The organism is Jiella marina, assembly GCF_024359545.1.
Classification (GTDB): domain Bacteria; phylum Pseudomonadota; class Alphaproteobacteria; order Rhizobiales; family Rhizobiaceae; genus Jiella.
In genome coordinates this window covers 41170-61607 of record NZ_JAKQZG010000016.1, presented here as the reverse complement: position 1 = coordinate 61607, position 20438 = coordinate 41170, and the positions used below count along the sequence as shown (strand labels likewise).

The following is a 20438-nucleotide window of genomic DNA, read 5'->3' as shown; positions in this document are numbered from 1 at the left end:
TCGCCCCCTGCGATTCCTGCCCATCAGCTTTGCGGATCGAGCAGCCTGTGCATGTGCACGATGAAGTAGCGCATGGCCGCGTTGTCGACGGTCTGCTGCGCCTTGCCGCGCCAGGCGGCATGTGCCGAGGCGTAGTCCGGGAAAATTCCGACAATATCAAGGCTTTCCAGGTCCTTGAACTCGATGCTGGAGAGGTCGTTCAGCTCGCCGCCGAAAACCAGGTGCAAGAGCTGCTTGGGTTTTTCTTCCTGCATGAAGTCTCCTTTCCGTTTGCTTCGCCACGCCCGGGCGGCCCACTCAACCGGCGATTTCCCTCGCCATATCGCGCAGCCGGCGCTCGGAGCCAAGGGCTCCGGCCACCAGCAGGCCATGCGACCCGCCCTCCCGGCCATAATGGGGAAGATGGCCCTGATCGTCGCAGATGAGTCCGCCCGCCCGCTGCAGCAAGAGATCGGCGGCGGCCAGATCCCAGTCATTGGCGCGCGGACGCACCAGCGTGCCGTCGAGCCGACCGGAGGCCACGAGCGAAAGCCGGTAGGCGAGCGACGGGATCGACTCCACCGACACGATCCCTTCGCGTTGCGCCCTGGACATTCTCCGCCGCATGCCGTCGGGAACCGAAAGCCGCATCGGCTGCCCGGCTGCGACGGCACTGACCGTGCAAGCCATGCCGTTCAACAGCGGCGGCCCGTCCACCGTGACTTCGAAGGTCTCTTCGCGCACCGGCACGTGAATCGCGCCGACGATCGGCCGTCCGGCCTCCACCACGGCGATCGAGACGCACCAGACATCCTCGCCGCGCAGATAGGCGCGCGTGCCATCGATCGGATCGACAACGAAGCAGCGCCCGTCCGACTCGCTCTCACTGCCGTCCGGCGGAGTTTCTTCCGAGATCCAGCGATAGCCCGGCCGGGCGGCGGTGAGGACGCGCTTCAGATAATCGTCCGCCGCGTAGTCGGCCTCGCTGACGGGGGAATTGCCTTCCTTGTACCAGACCTTCGGATCACGGCGGAAATACCGCATGGCGATCGAACCCGCCTCGCGGGCGGCTTCGGAGAGGAGCGTCAGGTCGTCGGCAAGGCGGGATGGAGCATGTTCCGGCACGTTATTGCCCCGCGACCGTCATCCCGGCGACGCGCAAGGTCGGAGCGACGATCGAGAACCGCGTGTCGAGATCGTTGGCGGCCGTCAGCGACAGGAGCATCTCCCTGAGATTGCCGGCGATGGTGATTTCCGACACCGGGCGCGTCAGTTCGCCATTTTCGATCAGATAGCCGGTCGCGCCGCGGCTGTAGTCGCCGGTGACGAGATTGGCGCCCTGGCCGATCATCTCGTGCACATAGATGCCGTGCCCGGTCTCGGCGATCAGTTCTTCGGGCGAGACCCCGCCAGGCGAAAGCGTGACGTTGCTCGCCGAGGGCGACACGCCGCCGGAGGAGCGCGCCGCGCGGCCATTGGTCTGAAGACCGAGTTCGTTGGCGGTGGCCGTATCGAGCAGCCAATGCCTGAGGATGCCATTTTCGACGAGCCTGAGGGTCTCGCCGCGCACACCCTCGCCGTCGAACGGCCGCGAGCCCGCGCGACGGGCCAGCAACGGCTCGTCGGTCACGGTCATGGATTCCGGCAGCACGGCCTCCCCCATCCGGTCCTTCAGGAAGCTCGTGCCGCGGGCGATCGCGGCACCGTTGATTGCGCTGACGAGATTGGCGAGGAGCCCGCGCGCGACGCGCGGATCGAACACGATCGGATAAGTCGCGGTCAGCAGCTTTCCGGGATCGAGCCGCCGCACCACGCGCTCGCCCGCCCGCCGTCCGATCGCTTCCACCGGGTCGAGATCGGCGTAGTGGATGCGCGAATCGAAATCATAGTCGCGCTCCATCCGCGTCCCCTCGCCGGAGATCACGCTGACCGATCGCGAAAAGCCGGAGCGCATCCGCTCGCCGACGAAGCCTTCCGAGGTCACGAGAACGAGACCGCTGGAGCCGGCGGAGACCGAGGCGCCATTGGAATTGGTGACGCCCTTGACGGCGCGCGCAGCATCTTCCAGCGCCAGGGCCTGCTCGACCATGGTCTCGCTCGCAAGCTCGGTCGCATCGTAGAGATCGAGGTCGAGATCGTCCTTCGCAAGGCGGTCCCTCGGCGCGAGAGCCGCGAAACGGTCCTCCGGCGAGACCCTAGCCATGGCGACCGCGCGCTCGGCCAGACGGTCCACATCGGCGTTGATGTCGGCGGAAACGGTCGAAACGCGCTGGCCGACGAAGACGCGCAGGGCAAGGTCTTCGCTCTCGGCGCTTTCGGTATCCTCGACCTTGCCGAGCCGCACCGAGACCGAGCGCCCGAAGGACCGCACAACGGCCGCGTCCGCCTTGTCGGCGCCGGCGCGGCGCGCCGCGTCGATCAGCCGCTCGGCGGTCTCGGTCAGGCGCCTGGTGTTTTCGTCCATCGTTTCCCCACCTGCACTTTCCCGGAAAATATCTATTGTGCAGCGCATCCTCCGCAAGGCAGGGTTTGCGCTATGATCAAGAAGCGGCGACAAGCCGCGATGAGAACCAGATAGGGATGAGCGAGCGCCATTGGAACACGGGTCTGAAGCCATTTTCCTGGAGGTTGTCCTCCTCCTGGGCGGCGGGATCATCGCCGGCACGCTGTTCAAGCGGATGGGGCTGGGCACCGTGCTCGGCTATCTCGCCGCCGGCATCGCGATGGGGCCGGTCTTCCGCCTGATCGGCGAGGGAGAGGAACTTCTGGCGATCGGCGAGCTCGGCGTCGTCTTCCTCCTGTTCATCATCGGGCTCGAACTGAAGCTCGACCGGTTGTGGGCGATGCGGCGCCAGATCTTCGGCATCGGCCTCGCCCAGGTCATGGTCAGCGGCCTCGTGCTGGCGGCGGTCGCGGCCTACCCGGTCGGCCTCGACATCTCGACCGCCCTTGTCGTCGGTTTCGGCCTGGCGCTCTCCTCCACCGCCTTCGGCATGCAGCTCCTCGACGAAGCGGGGGAGACCAACACCCATCATGGCCAGGCGGCCTTCTCGGTGCTGCTGTTTCAGGATCTCGCGGTGGTTCCGCTCCTGGCGATCATTCCCTTTCTCGGCCCTTTCGGCGGCGAGGCGGAGATCGAGCCCGGCCAGATCGCCCTCTCGGTCGCGGCGGTCGCGGCGCTCATCCTGGCCGGCCGGTTCCTGCTCAATCCGTTGTTCCGGCTGATGGCTTCCGCAGGCGCGCGAGAGGTCATGCTCGGGGCAGCCCTCTTCGTCGTTCTCGGCTCGGCCATGCTGATGGCGGCGGCCGGCTTCTCCATGGCGATGGGCGCCTTCATCGCCGGCGTCTTCCTGGCCGATTCCTCCTATCGGCACGAGCTGGAAGCCAATATCGAGCCATTTCGCGGGCTTCTGCTCGGCCTGTTCTTCATCGGTGTCGGCCTGTCGATCGATCTCGCGGTGATCCGCGAGTTCTGGATGATCATCCTGTTCACCGCCCCAGCCCTGATGGTCGTCAAGGCAGGACTTCTCTACGGCCTGTGCCGCCTCTTCGGCGAGGGACACGACCTGTCCATCAAGGTGGCGACGCTTCTCGCGCAGGCCGGCGAATTTGGCTTCGTGCTTTTCTCTGCGGCGGCCGCCAACCAGATCTTCTCCGCCGAGACCTCGTCCATCCTGATCGCGATCGTGTCGCTTTCGATGGTCCTCACGCCTCTCGCCACCTATCTCGGCCGTCTCATGGTGCAGCCGGCCCGGGAAGAGGAACTGGAGGAGGATTTCGAAGGCGCCGGCTCGGAGGTTCTGCTGGTCGGCTTCTCTCGCTTCGGCCAGATCGTCGCGCAGGTGCTCCTGTCGAGCGGGATCGACGTGACCATCCTCGACTCCTCGGTCGATCGCATCCGTACGGCCGAGCGCTTCGGTTTCCGCATCTATTTCGGCTCGGGCGTGCGCAAGGACGTGCTCGAAGCCGCCGGGATCCGCCGGGCCTCACTGGTCGCCGTCTGTACCAACAAGCGCGAGACGACCGACCGCGTCGTCGATCTCATCCGGCACGAATTCCCGAACGTGCGACTGTACGTCCGCTCCTATGACCGCAGCCACGCCCTCTCCCTGAGGGCGCGAGGCGTCGACTACGAAATCCGAGAGACGGTGGAATCGGCGCTTTCCTTCGGCGGCGCGACGATCAACGCCCTCGGCGTCGAGGAGGAACTCGCCGAGCGGATCGTCGAGGACGTCCGCCATCGCGACACCGCGCGCCTGAAACTGCAGGAAGCGGAGGGCGTTTACGCCGGCAGCGACATGGTGACCTCGCGTGTGGTCACGCCCGAACCGCTGGTCAAACCGAAACCCGGCCTTCACGCGGTCGAAAAGATGCCCGATGGCGAGGACACCGGCGCCGTGATCGAAGACAATGCGCCGAAACGCCGGCGCCGCGGCCTGCTTTTCGCCGGTCGCCGCACTCCCCCCAACAAGGTCAACAGACGATGACGATCAAGCCCTTCCATCTCGCCTTCCCGGTCGCCGATCTCGAGACCACGCGCGCCTTCTATCGCGACGTGCTCGGCGCGAAGATCGGCCGTTCGTCCGAAACCTGGGTCGATTTCGACCTGTTCGGCCACCAGCTTTCCGCCCATCGCCGCGCGGATGCGGCAGAGCGCGCGGCCGATGCCACCGGTCAGGTCGACGGTCATGCCGTGCCGATTCCGCATTTCGGCGTCGTCCTTTCCATGGAAGAATTCAGCGCCCTTGCAGAACGACTGTCCCAGCGGGACGACGTCGACTGGATCGAGAAACCGATGGTGCGGTTTCGTGGAGAACCCGGTGAGCAGGCGACGCTGTTCCTGCGTGATCCCTCCGGCAATGCGCTGGAGTTCAAGGGCTTCGCCGACATGGCCGCGGTTTTTGCAGCTTAGGAAGGCGCCAGGGCCTGGTGGGTCAAGCTTCGACGCAGGAACGCCCGCCGCATCATTTAAGATGCGGCGGGCGTTCCTGTTCGGGAAAGGTGAGCCGCGAGAGTTCGGTCGCGACTCGTGTCCCTTTGTGGCCAAAGAGGCCTTACTTGTAGATCGGCGTATCGACGTAGGTCGGTGCGTCGGCGTAGATCGGAGCCGGCTCGTCGTACAGCGGGGCTGGCGCCTTGCCTTTGCCCTTGCCGAACCCAACGCCGCCACCGCCGAATTCGTAGCGCAGACCAGCCTTGATGGTGTGGATGTCGAAGCCATGGTCACGGGACTGGACGCCCGACGCGCCATTGCTGCGATCAAGAGCGTCGTAGCCGAAGGCGTCGCCGGCGGCGATCCGGGTGTACTTGTAGCCCGCGTCGAACTTCAGCTTCTTGGTGATGTCGACGGTCGCACCGGCCATGAGCGAGGAGGCGAAGCGCCAGGAGGACTCACCCGGATGGGTTCCCACATAGGTGCCGTTGCCGGTGCACAGGCCGCCCGTGCAATCGATGCTGTTCTTCATCTCGTCGTAGCTGACGTGAGCGAAGCCGAGGCCGGCGCCGATATAGGGCGTGATGCGACCATAGGTGCCGATGTCGACATAGGCGTTGGCCATCGCAGTCCAGACCGACGCCGAGGAAGAGTCGTTGTAGCGGCAGTCGTTGTTGGTCGGATCCAGGAGGTAGCCGATCTCGACCAGGTAGCCGCACCGGCTCGAACCTTCCATGTCGGCCTTGAAGTAGTCGACCGTCAGATCGGTGCGGAAATGCTTGTTGAAGCGGTAACCGACACCGGCACTGAAATTCGCCGAGCCGCGCAGCGAGAATTCGTCGTAGTGCTCGGTATGGTCGATTCCGCGGACCCAGCCGTCGTCATACGGCAGAGGAGACGTGTCGCCGGGATTCCAGAAGTCGTAGTCGCCGCTCGACTTGGACTTGAAATTATAGCCGACGTCGCCGCGCAGGTACCAGCCGGCATGCGACACGACCGGTTCCGGCGCCGGCGGCGCGATGTAGACGGGTTCTTCGATGATGTCCGCGGCCATCGCAGCCGGGGCGGCGAACGACCAGGCACCGAGGGCGGCGACGGTCGTCAAAAGCAGTTTCTTCATGGATTGCGTCTCCGGTGAGCTCGGTGCTGACGCCACTTCTCAAGTGACCTCACCGGAAACGGTAAACAGGAATGGTTAACGAAAGGTTTTCGTTGAGCGGTTGTTTACCGTAATTGCACAAACATCAGGCAGGAATTGCCCAAGCGGCACCCGAGCTGCTGTGCAGGATGGTGCCGGAGGGGCATCAACCGAGGAAATGGCAAGGGTTCGGAGGTCGGCCTATGCCGCGGCCTGGGTCAGGGCGCCGACGATGTCATCGACCACCGCGCCCACCAGAGCGGCGTCGTCGCCCTCGGCCATCACCCGGATCAGGGGCTCGGTTCCCGAGGGGCGGATCACCAGACGCCCGCTGTTGCCGAGCCGGTCGCGGCCGGCGGCGATCGCATCCTGCACCCGGCCTTCCTGGAGCGGTTCGCCATTGCGATAGCGCACGTTCTTCAAGACCTGCGGAACCGGCTCGAAGCGTCGGCAGATTTCCGAGACAGTGCCACCCTTGCGCTTCACCACGCCCAGCACCTGCAGCGCCGAGACGAGGCCGTCGCCGGTGGTGGCGAAATCCGAAAGGATGATGTGGCCCGACTGTTCACCGCCGACATTGTAGCCATGCTCACGCATATGCTCGACCACGTAGCGGTCGCCGACCTTGGTGCGCGCCAGCTGGAGGTGCTTGGCTTCGAGGAAGCGCTCGAGGCCGAGATTGGACATGATCGTCGCGACGATGCCCCCGGCGGCGAGGCGTCCGTCGTCGGCCCAGCTTTCGGCGATCACCGCCATCAACTGATCGCCATCAACGATCTGGCCCTTCTCGTCGACAAGCAGCACCCGGTCGGCATCGCCATCGAGGGCGATGCCGATGTCCGCACGCACTTCCTTGACCTTGGAAATCAGCGCCTGCGGCGCGGTCGAGCCGCAATCGAGATTGATGTTCGTGCCGTCCGGGTCAACGCCGATCGGCACGATCTCCGCGCCCAGTTCCCACAACACTTCGGGCGCAACGCGATAGCCCGCGCCATTGGCGCAGTCGATCGCCACCCGCATGCCCTCGAAGGAGAGTTCGCGCGGCAGGGTGCGCTTGGCGAACTCGATATAGCGGTAGATGTCGCCATCCACACGCTTGGCCTTGCCGATCCCTGCACCTGTCGGCATGCGCCCGCTGAGATCCTCGTTGATGAGGGCAGCGATCTCTGCCTCGATATGATCGTTGAGCTTGTAGCCGTCCGGACCGAACAGCTTGATGCCGTTGTCCTCGAACGGATTGTGCGAGGCGGAGATCATGACCCCGATATCGGCCCTCAGCGAACGCGTCAGCATGGCGACGGCCGGAGTCGGCATGGGTCCGAGTAGGAAGACGTCGACGCCGGCTGCGGTGAAGCCCGCGACCATGGCGTTCTCGATCATGTAGCTCGAACGGCGCGTGTCCTTGCCGATGACGACCCGATGGCGATAGCTGCCACGCTTGAAGACGATGCCGGCGGCCATGCCGACCTTCATCGCGACCTCGGCGGTCATCGGATGGCGATTGGCCGTGCCGCGAATGCCGTCGGTTCCGAAATAGCTTTTTGCCATGGTAACGAACCCTCGTCGCCCGGCCGGGCAGCCTGACGGCTTCGGCCGGTGTGATTGTTGATTTCGGCTGCCTTCGGGCCGGACTATCCGACACACCACGTTTCGCAACGGTTGCAGCGCCGGTGCAATCGCGATCGAAGGTAAGGGAACTCTGAAAAAAGGGCGACCCGCGGGCCGCCCTTCGATCTCGTCGCCTGAATGGCTTGTGCTCAGGTGGGCTGCGGCTCCAGACCGTCGCCTCGGGCCGGGCGCTGCGGGCCCGCCTTGGGCACGGCCGAGCCGCGCGACGGCGGGGTGTCGTCGCCCATGTCGCGGCTGAGCGGCCGGCCGGCCAGAAGGTCGCGGACCTCGTCGCCGGAGAGCGTCTCGTATTCGAGCAGCGCCTTGGCGAGCGTGTGGAGCTCGTCGATGTGGTCGTGCAGAATCTGACGCGCCTTGTTCTCGGCGGTCTCGATGATGCCGCGAACCTCGGAGTCGATCAGCCGGGCGGTCTCTTCCGACATGTTCTGCTGCTGGGCGACGGAATGGCCGAGGAAGACCTCGTCCTGGTTCTGCTTGTAGCGCAGCCGGCCGAGCTTGTCGCTCATGCCGTATTCCATCACCATGGCGCGGGCCATGTTGGTCGCCTGCTGGATGTCGTTGGAGGCACCGGTGGTGACGTTCTCCTCGCCATAGATGATCTCCTCCGCCGCACGGCCGCCGAAGATCATGGCGAGACGGGCCTCCATCTCGTTCTTGCGCATGCCGTAACGGTCGCGCTCCGGCAGGTTCATGGTCACGCCGAGGGCCCGACCGCGCGGAATGATCGTGACCTTGTGCAGCGGATCGTTGAACGGCTCGTGGATACCGACGAGAGCATGGCCGGCCTCGTGATAGGCCGTCAGCTTCTTCTCTTCCTCGGTCATGGCCATGGACCGGCGCTCGGCGCCCATCATGACCTTGTCCTTGGCGTCCTCGAATTCGAGCATGGTGACGAGGCGCTTCGAACGCCGCGCCGCCATCAGCGCTGCCTCATTGACGAGGTTGGCGAGGTCCGCACCCGAGAAGCCGGGCGTGCCGCGCGCGATCGTCTTCAGATCGACATTCGGGGCAAGCGGCACATTGCGCACATGCACCTTCAGAATGCGCTCGCGGCCAGTGACGTCCGGATTCGGAACGACGACCTGACGGTCGAAACGGCCGGGACGCAGAAGCGCAGGATCGAGCACGTCCGGACGGTTGGTGGCGGCGATCAGGATGATGCCTTCGTTCGCCTCGAAACCGTCCATCTCGACCAGAAGCTGGTTCAGCGTCTGCTCGCGCTCGTCATTGCCGCCGCCGAGCCCGGCGCCGCGGTGACGACCGACGGCATCGATCTCGTCGATGAAGATGATGCAGGGCGAGTTCTTCTTCGCCTGCTCGAACATGTCGCGGACGCGGCTGGCGCCGACGCCGACGAACATCTCGACGAAGTCCGAACCCGAAATCGTGAAGAACGGCACATTGGCTTCGCCCGCGACGGAGCGCGCCAGCAGCGTCTTACCGGTGCCCGGAGGGCCGACGAGGAGCACGCCGCGCGGGATCTTGCCGCCGAGGCGCTGGAACTTCTGCGGCTCGCGCAGGAATTCGACGATCTCCTCGAGGTCCTGCTTGGCCTCCTCGACGCCGGCGACGTCGGAAAAGGTGACGCGCCCGTGGGCCTCGGTCAGGAGCTTGGCCTTGGACTTGCCGAAGCCCATCGCCTTGCCGCCGGCACCGCCCTGCATCTGACGCATCAGGAAGATCCAGACGGCGAGGATCAGGAGGATCGGCCCGAAGGACAGGAGCATCGACCAGATCGGGTTGGAATTGTCACCCGGAGGGGCGGCGTTGATCTGGACGTTCTTGCTTTCCAGCCGCGAGACGAGATTGGCGTCTTCCGGGGCGTAGGTCTGGAACGGCGAGGACCCGTCATTGAACTTGCCGGTGATCTGCTGGCCCTGGATCGTCACGGTCTGGACGCGGCCGGTATCGACATCGGCGAGAAACTGCGAATAGGGGATCTCTCGCGCGCCGGCATTCTGCGAGCCGTTGGAAAACAGCTGGAAGAGTGCGATCAACAACAGGGCAATGATGGCCCAAAGCGCGAAATTTCGAAAATTCTGGTTCATCACTCTTCCTGAATGGGCGAGATGACCGCGATACGGACCGGCGGAAGATAAGTGCTCCGCCGGCCAATGCCAACATCTTGACCCCCCATTTGCGGCAAAATGGGGAGCATTTCGTCACTCATCGTGAAATGGGCTGAACGGAAGGTGTTTCCGGCAGGTCGCGCATGAGCCGAAACCGGCTCAAAGACAGACATTCGAGCCTCGGCAGGTCAGGACCGATTCGCGCCGCGGCGGCCGCGGCCGCCGCTACCGGCCGACGTTTCCCATCGACCAGAACCGGCTGCGAGAGTTGGCGGCGATTGCCCTTGCCGAGGCTTGCCAATGGCACGAGCGTCGCACCGGGAACGTCCTGCCAGGCGCCGATCTCCACCGCGAAACGCCCGTCGAAGAGGGTCCAGTGCGGACGGGACGCAGGGCTCCGACCCGGACGTGCCGACCCGAGTTCGGCCAGCCATCGACCGGGGACAAGACGCGGCGCGGCCTCCAGAGCGAGCGACTCAATGCCGCGCCGTCCGATTTCGCGCATGAACAGGATTGCATCCGTGCTCATGATCAGCGCGCCTGCCAGCGTGCGGATCACGACTTCGCCATCCGCCGATGCGGCGAGAAGGGCGTGGTGCATCCGCTGGATTGCAGGGCCCGAAGGCGGAGCGTTTTCACCTGAAACCGCGACGACGAGCCGCGACAGAAGCCGCCAGGCGATGTCATCGTCCAGCGCCGCGTAGGCTTTGGAAGAAAGCCGGACTGCGCCGTCCGTGTGGAATGCGAGCGCATCGGCCGCGGACAATTCCGCGACGGTCCTCGCGAGAGCGGCGTCCGCCGCCTCCCGCTGGCGCCGGCAATGGTTGAGGCCTTCGAGCACGCTTTTTCGGTCGAGCCGGCCTGCCGCCAGGTGCTGCCGGATCGTCACGCGCTGATAGGCCGGATCACGATTTGAGGGATCGTCGACAGGCCTCAAGCCCGTCCGTCCGACAGCCTCCACGAGGCTCGTCCTGGGAATTTCGAGAAAGGGCCGCCCGAGCAGGACGTCCACATCCAGGTATCTGAGCGCTCGCATACCCGCTGCGTCGATGGGCGCCGCGCCGCGCCGTTCGGCAAGACAATGGGTCTCGATCTGATCGTCCTGATGGTGTGCGGTCAAGACGAGCCCTGCCCCGCATTTGCGTGCGTGGCCGAGAAGAAGGCGATAGCGCACTTCTCGCGCCGCCGCTGCGAGATTGCCCCGGTGTTCCGCCCCGTCCCATACGAGGGTGTCATGCGCCATTCCCAGATCGGCACAAAGCCGGGCGACGAAGGCTGCCTCACCGGCGGATTCGGGCCGCAGGCGATGATCCACGGTGGCGACGGCAAGACGTGACGAAGTTTTCCCGGCACGGACCCACGCCGCCGCTCCGAGCAACAGAGCAAGCGAGTCCGGTCCGCCGGAGACTGCGAGCAGAATGGTGCCGGTTTCGACGCCGCAGGTCGTAGCTGTGCCGATCAGCGCGTCGATCGCCGCGACGAGGGCGGTATCCAGAAGAGGTAGAGAGGGTGAGGAAGGGCTGCCCATCCGGTCGGCCAAGGCGACGGCCATCGGCCCGAGGGGCTCAGCAGCTCGCAGCTTTCTGCTCGTCAGTGAGCTTGCGGCGGACATTGTCGCTCATCTGCGGATAGCGCCGCGAGACTTCCTTGTACGTGACGCAGGCGGTCTCGCGATTGTTGAGCTTGGCGAGCGACATGCCGAGCTTCAGCATCATTTCCGGCGCCTTGGCGCTGTCGGGGTGGCCTTTCTGGGCTTCGAGGAACACTTCGGCCGCCTCATTGTACTTCTGCTGCTGGAACAGGCTCTCGCCCAGCCAGTATTGCGCGTCCGGTGCGTCATCCGCATTCGGAAAGGTCTGGGAATACTGCCGGAAGGCCTCTTCGGCGAGCGCATAGTCGCCGGCGAGGAGATAATTGTAGGCAAGATCATACATCTCGCCCGGCCCGTTCGGCGAAACGCTCGCGACCGTCTGCGAGCCGCCGGACGGCGGACCGTCGCCCGAGCCGGTATCGAGCGATGAGGTATCGAGGCCGTTGTCCAGAAGCTGGCCGATATCGTCGACCGCGGCCTGATCGTTGCTCGTGCCTGACGGGGCCGGCGCCGCCTCGCCGCGCCGTTCGCCGCTGCCGGACGAAGAAGAACTGCCGCCCTCCAGCTGCTGGAAGCGGAATTCACTGTCCTCGCGATATTTCCGCATGTCCTCCTGGGCCTGAAGAAGCTGGAAACTCAACTCCTCGACCCGGCCGTTCAGCCGGCGGATTTCTTCTTCGAGCTGGTTCAGGCGAACCAGCACCTCGCCCGACTGCGCGACCCGCATCGGCTGGCCATCGTCCCGGCTCATGGCCTCTGAGACCGAGGGCGCAGGAAGCGGCACTTCGGCCGCCGGCCGCTCGCTCTGATCGAACACGCCGGGCAGTTCGAAAGACATCGCCGTCTGCGGCTGCAGGAAAGCGACAAGCGCTGCCGCCGCAAGGCCGCGGCGAAGCGTCGGATAATTCGTCACGGTATCATCCCCTCGATCAAGCCATGATGGATCGGAACACGATAACGTTGCGCGCTTCCGCCCGTCGGCCAGAGGCGAGGGCGTCATCGGCCCTCCCCGGGAGGAAAAAAGCAACGGCGTGCGGCATCCGATCCACGTTCGAGCATGGAACGAGGGAGTTCGGCCAAAGTTTGGCGTGCCGTCGACAGAAGCGGCGGAGACGAGGGTCTCCACCGCTTTCCTGTTCGATCCCGCTTCCTGAAGGAAGCTGGCTATGAAGATCGGTCGATCAGCTTCCCGCGCCGCCGAGCACCGTCACGGCGCGACGGTTCTGCGACCAGCAGGAAATGTCGTCGCAGACCGCGACCGGCCGCTCCTTGCCGTAGGAAATCGTGCGCATCCGGCTGGCCGGAACGCCCAGGGAAGCGAGGTAGTCCCGGGTCGCCGAAGCGCGGCGGGCACCGAGGGCGAGGTTGTACTCGCGGGTGCCGCGCTCGTCGGCGTGGCCTTCGATGGTGATGGCGTATTGCGGATATTGCTGAAGCCACTGCGCCTGGCGCTGCAGCGTCTGCTGCGCGTCGGCCCGGATCGACGAGGAGTCGGTGTCGAAGAAGATCCGGTCGCCGACATTGACCGTGAAGTCCTGGGCCGAGCCGGGGGTGGCGGACCCCGCACCGCCGGGACCGCCGAGGCCGAGGCCGGCGGCGTTGTCGGGCAGGGCGTCGCGATTGGTGCCGCAGCCGGCGACGAGAAGGCTTGCGGCGAGGGCGAGAGCGATGCGCGTCTTGCCTTGGAAGGCCATGCTCGGCATGGTGAACTCCTTCAAATCCAATGGATTTCGGTTACCGACGGCTTACCACGCACGCACTTAACAGCCGGTAAAATCCAATGCTTCTCCCTCGAGGCGGCAGGGTTTTGGCAGCTTTGTGCGCCATTGCCGCATTCGCGGCCCTCAGAGGGTTTTCCCGGACGATTGATGCGTCCTTGCAACAGTCACTCGCTTTTAGGCAGCCAAGCTTGCGCCGGACTGGCTGCCGCGAGTTCGCCCAAAAGCAACGGCCCGAAAACCGGTTTTGGTTTTCGGGCCGATGCTTTGATTCGGGCAATCCCTCGACAGGAAGCGATGAAGGCCTCGGTGCCTGATCAGACGTGCCGCAACTCAGTCGAGGAGCGGCGACCAGGCCGGGTCCGAGGCGTAGCTCGGGGTCGGGATCTTCTGCTCGTTGTAGCCGGTCAGATCGATGGAATAGAGCTGCGGTCCGCCGCCGCCCTTCTGATCGCGGAAGAACATCAGCACCCGGCCGTTCGGCGCCCAGGTCGGGCCTTCATTGTGAAAGCCGGAGGTCAGGATGCGCTCACCCGAGCCGTCGGGCCGCATCACGCCGATCTGGAACTGCCCGCCCGTCTGCTTGGTGAAGGCGATCAGATCGCCGCGCGGCGACCAGACCGGCGTCGAGTAGGAGCCGTCCCCGAAGGAGATGCGCTGCTGGTTCGAGCCGTCGGCGTTCATCACGTAAAGTTGCTGGCGTCCGCCACGGTCGGATTCGAAGACGATCCGGTTGCCGTCCGGCGAATATGACGGCGAGGTGTCGATGGCATTGGTGGAGGTGAGCCGCGTCGTCGCCCGAGAACGCAGATCCATGGCGTAGATATTGGCGTTGCCGTTCTGCTGTAGGCTCATGATCACCTTCTGGCCGTCCGGCGAGAAGCGCGGCGAGAAGGTCATGCCCGGGAAATTGCCGACGATCTCGCGCTGCCCGGTTTCGAGCTGAAGGAGATAGACCCGCGGCTCGCCATTGCCGAAGGACATGTAGGTGACCTCCTGGCGGTTTGGCGAAAAGCGCGGCGTGAGAACGAGGTCGCGGCCGTCGGTCAGATAGCGGACATTCGCCCCGTCCTGATCCATGATCGCCAGACGCTTGACCCGGTTGGCCTTGTCGCCGGATTCGGCGACGAAGACGACGCGGGTGTCGAAATAGCCCTTCTCGCCGGTCAGCCGCTCATAGATCGCGTCAGAGATGATGTGGGCGACGCGGCGCCAGTTTTCCGGGTTGGTGTAGAATTGCTGGCCGTCGAGCTGCTGGCCGGCAAAGGTGTCCCACAGGCGGAACTCGACGCGCAGCCGCCCATCGGCTTCCGGCGAGACGCGGCCGACGACCAGCGCCTGGGCGTTGATCACCGTCCAGTCCTGGAAGTTCGGGCTGGTGTCGGTGCCCAGACCTTTCTGGATGAAGGCCGCCTGATCGATCGGCGCGAACAGGCCGGAGCGCTTCAGATCGGCCGAGACCACATCCGAGATCTGCTTGCCGATCCCGTCCTGCGACTGGAAATCGGCAATGGCGATGGGCAGCGGCTGGACGTTGCCCTGGGTGATGTCGATCTCGACAACGGCCTGGGCCGGCATCGCGAAAGCGATGAAGCCGGCAAGGGCCAGCGCGAGCGCGCATAGGCGTTTGGCGAAACTTGGCATTGTTCGAATATCCCTCTGGCGCGGGCCATTCCGGCTCTTCAGCCGCGCGGCCCCGCTCCCCCGTCCTTCATGGATCCGCCGGGCCTCCCCTGCCCGCCGGCCGGTGCATCGGCGCTCTCGTGCACCGTCAAATCCCGCAGCCCTTCCAACGACTCAATCGGGATTTTTGATGACGCTTTCGCGTCAAAACATCTCCTGCGGGTCGAAGTTCAGGATCACCTCGGACCACGTGTCGTATTTCTCCGCCGGCAACTGATAGGGCGCGCAGCGGATCACCGCCCTGAGCGCCGCCTCGCTTGCTGCCCGCTCGATCGGTGTACCGCCGCCGCCGTCGACCAGGACCGGGCGGCCTTCGAGACCGCCGGACGGGTCGAGCTGCATGCGGATCGAAACCCGCAGCGATCCCGCCTCCGAAACGCCAGCCGGCGGTGACCAGCAGCGGCTGACCTGGCCGCGCAGCGCGTCGAGCTCGCTCTGCGAAAGACGGCCCCCCGTCGTGCGCTCGCCGCCGAGGGCCGCCTGCCGCTGCGAGCTCTGCGCCCCGCCGCCGGCCGACTTCTCCTTGTTCAGGAGCGCGGCGATCTTGTCGGGATCGAATTCGCTTTCCTGCTGCGCGGTCTGGGTCGCCGGCTCGCGCGGACGCTCGGCCTGCTGCATCTCGGCAGGTCTCGGTGCGGGCGGCTCCGGCCGGGCAGTCGGAACCGGCACGTTCTGCGGCTCCGGCGGCGTCGCCGGCCCGGGTTCGGGCTGAGGCTCGGCGGTGGCGATCGCCTGCTCGATGGGATCGGGCTGAGGCTGCGGCTCGGGTTCCGGCTCGGCCTGCTGAGGGGCGGGCTCCGGTTCCGCTGCAGGCTGCGGATCGGGCTCCGGCAGCGGCACGGCCTCCGGCGTCGGCGCGGGTTCCGGCTCTGGCGCAGGTTCGGGCGGCGCCGGCTCGGCTGGGGCCGGCGCGGGTGCGGCCGCCTGTTCCGTCGCCTTCGGTCGCTCCGTCGGCGTCGGCGGTGTCGGCAGATCGACCGTGTTGTCGCCGACATTCTCGGCGGGCTCGGATTCGGACGCCTCGGTCGGTTCGGGCGCTGGCGTATCGGCCACCGGCGCGTCCTCGGCGCCGATTACCGACTGGGAATAGGCCTCGAGCGGCACGAGCTCGACCGGCAGGGAATCCACCGCCGCCACTTCCATCGGCTCGGGCGCACCCAGTGCCCACAGCCCCCAGGTGAGGGCTGCCGCATGGAGGATCGAGGAAACGACGAGGCCGGACTTCATGGGCTTGGCGCCAGACTCAGGCGTTGACGTCTTGGTCGGTGACGAGACCGATATTGCGGAAACCGGCGGCGGAAATGCGCCCCATCACCCGCATCACCGTGCCATAGTCCGCGCTGCGGTCGCCGCGTACGAAGATCCGCTCCTCGTAGCCGGCCCGCGCGATCGCCTGCAGCTTCGGCACCACCTCCTCGACGGCGATTTCGGATTCGTTCAGGAAGACCGTTCCGTCCGAGTTCACCGAAATGGTGATCGGCTGCGTTTCGGAATTCAGGGACTTCGCCTGGGTTTCCGGCAATTGGATCGGCACGCCCACCGTCAGCATGGGGGCCGCCACCATGAAGATGATCAGGAGGACGAGCATCACGTCGACCATCGGCGTGACGTTGATCTCGCTCATCGGGGCGCGACGCGAGCGTCCGCGCCGCGTGCGCATCGCGCCTGCCTTGCCGGTGGACATTCCCATCGCGTTGTTCCTCTCTGGCTTGTCTCTGACCGCCGGTCAGCGCTGGCCGAGCTTTTCGTCGATCTGGCGCGACAGGATGGCCGAGAACTCGTCCGCGAAGGCTTCCAGCCGCATGCCGAGCTTGCCGACATCGGCCGACAGCTTGTTGTAGGCGACCACCGCCGGAATCGCCGCAACGAGGCCGATCGCGGTCGCGAGCAGCGCCTCGGCGATACCGGGCGCGACGACCGCAAGGCTCGTCTGCTGCGAGCCGGCGATCGCCTGAAACGAGGTCATGATGCCGATGACGGTGCCGAACAGGCCGACGAAGGGCGCGGCCGAGCCGATCGTCGCCAGATAGCCGAGCCGCGATTCCAGACTGTCCATCTCGCGGGCGAGCGTGACGTCCATCGCCTTCTCGATCCGCGCCTGCAGGCCGATGGGAGAGCGGGCGCCCTTTTCGAAGGACTTCTTCCACTCGCGCATGGCAGCGACGAACAGCGCGCCCATGCCGGTCGTCCGGCGTTCGGAGAGGGTGTGATAGAGTTCCTCCAGCGACTGGCCGGACCAGAAATGGCTCTCGAACTTGTTGAGCTGGCGCCGGAAAGAGCCGTAGCGCAGGATCTTGTCGATGATGATCGCCCAGGACCAGATCGAGGCCGCGAGCAGCCCGATCATCACCAGTTTGACGATGAAGCCCGCCTGCCAGAACAGATCCCACAAGGATACGGAACCGGCCGCGTGCAGCGCTTCCTGAGCGATTTGCCCGTCCATTTCAGATCAAGCCCCTCAATCCGCCGGCTCTTGTCTCAGCCGGCAAGGGGCGTCGGCGCCCCGCGCCACGCCCCTCATCCATTACAAAGTTACCGCATCGATCACGTTCGGCAGCGGCCACGCCGCGCGGGCGCCTCGAAGTCCTCGACATTCCGCCGCCACTTGCCGGCCGCGCATCTGATCGGTCGTCGCAGCGCCGAACGCATGCCGAAAACGCATCCCCTCATCCGCTTTCCCAAGTGATTCCGGTAAAAGCATGGCGAATTCGTCGAAAATCCGCGCGATCGTCATGTCACCGATTTAGGGTTAACAGACGGTTACGACCGACGCAGACAAGGGCTTGGCGCGTGCGGCCCGGTCATGGCCTATTGGCTGGCGCCCGGCGCCAAGACCTCCAGCACACGCGGCGGCATGCGCATCGGCTTGCCCTCGGGCGAGATCACCGCGACCTTGACGTTGGCATTGAGAAGCACCTCGTCGCCCTTCAGGACCGTCTGATCGAGGAGCACCCGCGCGCCGCCGAGCTGCCGGGTGCGGGTCGAGACGGTCAGCACATCGTCGATGCGCGCAGGACGCAGGAAGTCGATCTCCATGCGCCGCACCGCGAAAGCCATGGGCGCGCCGAAGGTGCCGGCCATCAGTTCGCGATGGCCGATGCCCTTCAACCGCAAAAAGTCCGAACGCCCACGCTCCAAAAAATGCAGATAGCGAGCGTGATAGACGACGCCGGAAAAGTCGGTGTCCTCGAAATAGACCCGCACCTCGAGCCGGTGGCCGTCTTCGGTCAGGCGCCCTGCCAGATCACTGCTCATCCGGAAATCGGTCCTTTTTGCACTTGTTCATCAAGGCCTTGCGGTTTCTGACGAATTTCGAGCCGTAAAGCGTCATCTGCGTGTCACCGACGCGGGGGCAAAACGGCGCGGCCTTAACCGAAAACCCATGAGGAGTGTCTGGACATGCCGCGCCATCTCATCGCCGCGCTTTGCACGACCACGATCCTGACCGCAACCGGCGGCGCGCTTGCCGAACCGGTGTTCACCCGCATCGCATCCTTTCCCGTGGCGAGCAATCTGCCGGCCGATGCCGACCCGGCGACGGTGACCTCGTCGGAGATCATCACGGCAAGCCAGGACGGCAACACGCTGATCTATTCCGACAGCCCGGCCGGTGGCATCGGCATGATCGACATCACCGATCCCGCCTCCCCCCAGCCGCTCGGCTTCATCAACCTGTCCGGCGAGCCGACCTCGGTCGCCGTCGCCGGACCGGACGTCTTGGTCGGCGTCAACACGTCGGAGAGCTTCACCAATCCGTCGGGACGCCTCGCGGTCGTCGACATCGCCGGGAAAAGCGAAATCGCCTCCTGCGATCTCGGCGGCCAGCCGGATTCGGTCGCGGTCTCCAGGGACGGCCAGTTCGCGGCCGTCGCCATCGAGAACGAGCGCGACGAGGATCTCGACGACGGCGCCCTGCCCCAGATGCCGGCGGGCTTCGTCACCATCTTCTCGCTCACCGACGGCGCGCCGGATTGCGCTTCGATGAAGACGGTCGAGATGACCGGCCTTGCCGAGATCGGCGGCGAGGATCCCGAGCCGGAATTCGTCGATTTCAACGGCCAGAACGAGATCGTCGTGACGCTTCAGGAGAACAATCACCTGGCGATCATCGACGCAGCCACCGGCGAAGTGACCAACCATTTCTCTGCCGGCGCCATCGACCTTCAGGGCATCGACACCGAGGACAATGGCGAGATCGCTCTCACCGGCAGTCAGGAAGGCCGCAAGCGCGAGCCCGACGCCGTGCAGTGGATCGACGACGACCGCTTCGTCACCGCCAATGAGGGCGATTACGAAGGTGGTTCGCGCTCCTTTACCGTCTGGAACAAGGACGGCACGGTCGCCTATGAATCCGGCCCCGCCTTCGAATACGAGCTGGTGCGCGCCGGCCATTATCCGGACAAGCGCTCCGACGCCAAGGGCGTCGAGCCGGAGGGACTCGAAACCGCGACATTCGACGGCACCACCTATGCCTTCGTGCTCTCCGAGCGCGGCTCGGCGGTGGGCGTCTACCAGATCGGCGACGGCGATCCGGAGCTCGTTCAGCTTCTGCCCTCCGGCGTCGGCCCGGAGGGTGCGGTGGCGATCCCCTCGCGCAATCTCTTCGCGACATCGAACGAGGAAGATCTGATCGAGGATGGCGGCGCGCGGTCGCACGTCATGATCTATGAGCGCGCCGAGGGCACGCCGAGCTATCCGATGATCGTCTCGGAAGACCAGGACGGAACGCCGCTCGGCTGGGGCGCGCTGTCTGGCCTCGCCGCGGACCCTGAGAACGCTTCGACGCTCTATGCGGTGTCGGATTCCTTCTACAAGAACCAGCCGCGCATCTTCACGATCGACGCGTCGTCCATGCCGGCGACAATCACCGGCGCGATGACGGTGATGCGGGACGGCGACGTCGCGCCGAATCTCGACCTCGAAGGCATTGCCCCGGATGGCGAAGGCGGCTTCTGGCTGGCGAGCGAAGGCCGCACCGACCGCGAGATCCCGCATCAGCTCGTCCATGTGGACGGCCAGGGCAATGTCACCGAAATCGTGCCCTTCCCCGATGCCCTTCTCGCCAACGAGATCCGCTTCGGCGCCGAAGGCGTGACCATGGATGGCGACACGCTTTGGATCGCCATTCAGCGGGAGTGGAAGGACGATCCGGAGGGCGAGGTCAAGCTTCTCGCCTACAAGCCAGGCTCGAAGGAGTGGTCGGCCGTGCGCTATCCGCTCGAATCGGCGGAGAAGGGCTGGGTCGGCCTGTCGGAGATCACCGCCCATGGCGACCATCTCTACATCGTCGAGCGCGACAACCAGATCGGCGAAGCGGCGAAGATCAAGAAGCTCTACCGCGTCGCCAAGGCCGATCTGAACCCGGCACCGATCGGCGACGAGCTGCCGACCGTGACCAAGGAGGAGGTCCACGACTTCCTCCCCGACCTGAAGGCCACCGCTGGCTATGTGGTCGACAAGATCGAGGGCTTCACCTTCGCCGCCGACGGGACGGCCTATGCCGTGACCGACAATGACGGTGTCGACGATTCCTCCGGCGAGACGCTCTTCTTCAAGGTCGATCTCGGCGGCTCGGCGATGTAGCGCGGTCGCTCCGACATCCGGTCGCCGAGAATTCATCGATCATCGTCGCGGGCTGGTCCTCCAGCCCGCGACTTCGTCTTGACCCTCGAACAGGCGGTCAGAGCAGGATCGCGAG

General features: G+C 65.4%; 18 protein-coding genes. 3 read left to right on the top strand and 15 right to left on the bottom strand.

Translation table 11 applies throughout. The features are described 5' to 3' along the window. Nucleotides 1-23: 23 nt before the first annotated feature. Genes MF134_RS21775 through MF134_RS21765 form a run of 3 tightly spaced genes read right to left on the bottom strand, consistent with a single transcriptional unit; the run spans nt 24 to nt 2443 of the window. Nucleotides 24-254 carry a DUF4170 domain-containing protein gene (locus MF134_RS21775; protein ID WP_255341520.1) on the bottom strand — a complete coding sequence of 77 codons (231 nt, stop codon included), beginning with the start codon at nt 252-254 and terminating at the stop codon, nt 24-26. A gap of 43 nt (nt 255-297) precedes the next feature. Then, entirely contained in the window at nt 298-1104 is an 807-nt protein-coding gene (locus MF134_RS21770; protein WP_255341519.1) for a 3'(2'),5'-bisphosphate nucleotidase CysQ, read from the bottom strand. Nucleotide 1105: 1 nt separating this feature from the next. Beyond that, nucleotides 1106-2443, bottom strand: a complete 1338-nt coding sequence (locus MF134_RS21765; RefSeq protein ID WP_255341518.1) for a TldD/PmbA family protein — start codon at nt 2441-2443, stop codon at nt 1106-1108. Between the two features lie 130 nt (nt 2444-2573). Here MF134_RS21765 and MF134_RS21760 point away from each other — a divergent pair, with 130 nt between their 5' ends. Both MF134_RS21760 and MF134_RS21755 read left to right on the top strand, forming a co-directional pair. Next, entirely contained in the window at nt 2574-4466 is a 1893-nt protein-coding gene (locus MF134_RS21760; RefSeq protein WP_255341517.1) for a monovalent cation:proton antiporter-2 (CPA2) family protein, read from the top strand. A 2-nt stretch (nt 4467-4468) separates the two neighbouring features. Further along, nucleotides 4469-4891, top strand: coding sequence for a VOC family protein (locus MF134_RS21755; RefSeq protein ID WP_255341531.1), 423 nt, complete (start codon nt 4469-4471; stop codon nt 4889-4891). 142 nt (nt 4892-5033) lie between these two features. Here MF134_RS21755 and MF134_RS21750 read toward each other — a convergent pair whose 3' ends face one another. From MF134_RS21750 to ybgC, 12 genes are all read right to left on the bottom strand, one after another. After that, the gene (locus tag MF134_RS21750; RefSeq protein ID WP_255341516.1) at nt 5034-6032 is read right to left on the bottom strand and encodes an outer membrane protein; all 999 of its coding nucleotides are present in this window, start codon (nt 6030-6032) and stop codon (nt 5034-5036) included. 219 nt (nt 6033-6251) lie between these two features. Continuing rightward, nucleotides 6252-7598, bottom strand: coding sequence for a phosphoglucosamine mutase (glmM, locus tag MF134_RS21745; RefSeq protein WP_255341515.1), 1347 nt, complete (start codon nt 7596-7598; stop codon nt 6252-6254). Nucleotides 7599-7807: 209 nt separating this feature from the next. Then, nucleotides 7808-9727 (bottom strand): ATP-dependent zinc metalloprotease FtsH, encoded by a 1920-nt coding sequence (ftsH, locus tag MF134_RS21740; protein WP_255341514.1) that lies wholly within the window; start codon nt 9725-9727, stop codon nt 7808-7810. A gap of 118 nt (nt 9728-9845) precedes the next feature. Continuing rightward, nucleotides 9846-11300 (bottom strand): tRNA lysidine(34) synthetase TilS, encoded by a 1455-nt coding sequence (gene tilS, locus MF134_RS21735; protein WP_255341513.1) that lies wholly within the window; start codon nt 11298-11300, stop codon nt 9846-9848. 13 nt (nt 11301-11313) lie between these two features. Next, the gene (gene ybgF / locus MF134_RS24115; RefSeq protein ID WP_255341512.1) at nt 11314-12252 is read right to left on the bottom strand and encodes a tol-pal system protein YbgF; all 939 of its coding nucleotides are present in this window, start codon (nt 12250-12252) and stop codon (nt 11314-11316) included. Between the two features lie 268 nt (nt 12253-12520). Further along, a complete protein-coding gene (pal, locus tag MF134_RS21725) occupies nt 12521-13042 on the bottom strand; it encodes a peptidoglycan-associated lipoprotein Pal (RefSeq protein WP_255341511.1) in 522 nt (173 codons plus the stop codon). A gap of 348 nt (nt 13043-13390) precedes the next feature. Continuing rightward, nucleotides 13391-14701 (bottom strand): Tol-Pal system beta propeller repeat protein TolB, encoded by a 1311-nt coding sequence (gene tolB, locus MF134_RS21720; RefSeq protein WP_255341510.1) that lies wholly within the window; start codon nt 14699-14701, stop codon nt 13391-13393. A gap of 183 nt (nt 14702-14884) precedes the next feature. Next, on the bottom strand, nt 14885-15967 hold the full coding sequence (locus MF134_RS21715; RefSeq protein ID WP_255341509.1) for a hypothetical protein: 1083 nt from the start codon (nt 15965-15967) through the stop codon (nt 14885-14887). 16 nt (nt 15968-15983) lie between these two features. After that, nucleotides 15984-16430 (bottom strand): protein TolR, encoded by a 447-nt coding sequence (gene tolR / locus MF134_RS21710; protein ID WP_255341508.1) that lies wholly within the window; start codon nt 16428-16430, stop codon nt 15984-15986. A 36-nt stretch (nt 16431-16466) separates the two neighbouring features. After that, complete coding sequence (gene tolQ / locus MF134_RS21705) at nt 16467-17171, bottom strand: protein TolQ (protein WP_255341530.1); 705 nt, start codon at nt 17169-17171, stop codon at nt 16467-16469. 93 nt (nt 17172-17264) lie between these two features. Next, the gene (locus tag MF134_RS21700; protein WP_255341507.1) at nt 17265-17474 is read right to left on the bottom strand and encodes a hypothetical protein; all 210 of its coding nucleotides are present in this window, start codon (nt 17472-17474) and stop codon (nt 17265-17267) included. A gap of 74 nt (nt 17475-17548) precedes the next feature. Beyond that, nucleotides 17549-17995: a tol-pal system-associated acyl-CoA thioesterase gene (gene ybgC / locus MF134_RS21695; RefSeq protein WP_255341506.1), complete on the bottom strand. Its 447-nt coding sequence runs from the start codon at nt 17993-17995 to the stop codon at nt 17549-17551. A gap of 144 nt (nt 17996-18139) precedes the next feature. On the opposite strand from ybgC, the gene MF134_RS21690 reads away from it, so the two are divergent. Beyond that, nucleotides 18140-20323 (top strand): esterase-like activity of phytase family protein, encoded by a 2184-nt coding sequence (locus MF134_RS21690; protein WP_255341505.1) that lies wholly within the window; start codon nt 18140-18142, stop codon nt 20321-20323. Nucleotides 20324-20438 lie beyond the last annotated feature (115 nt).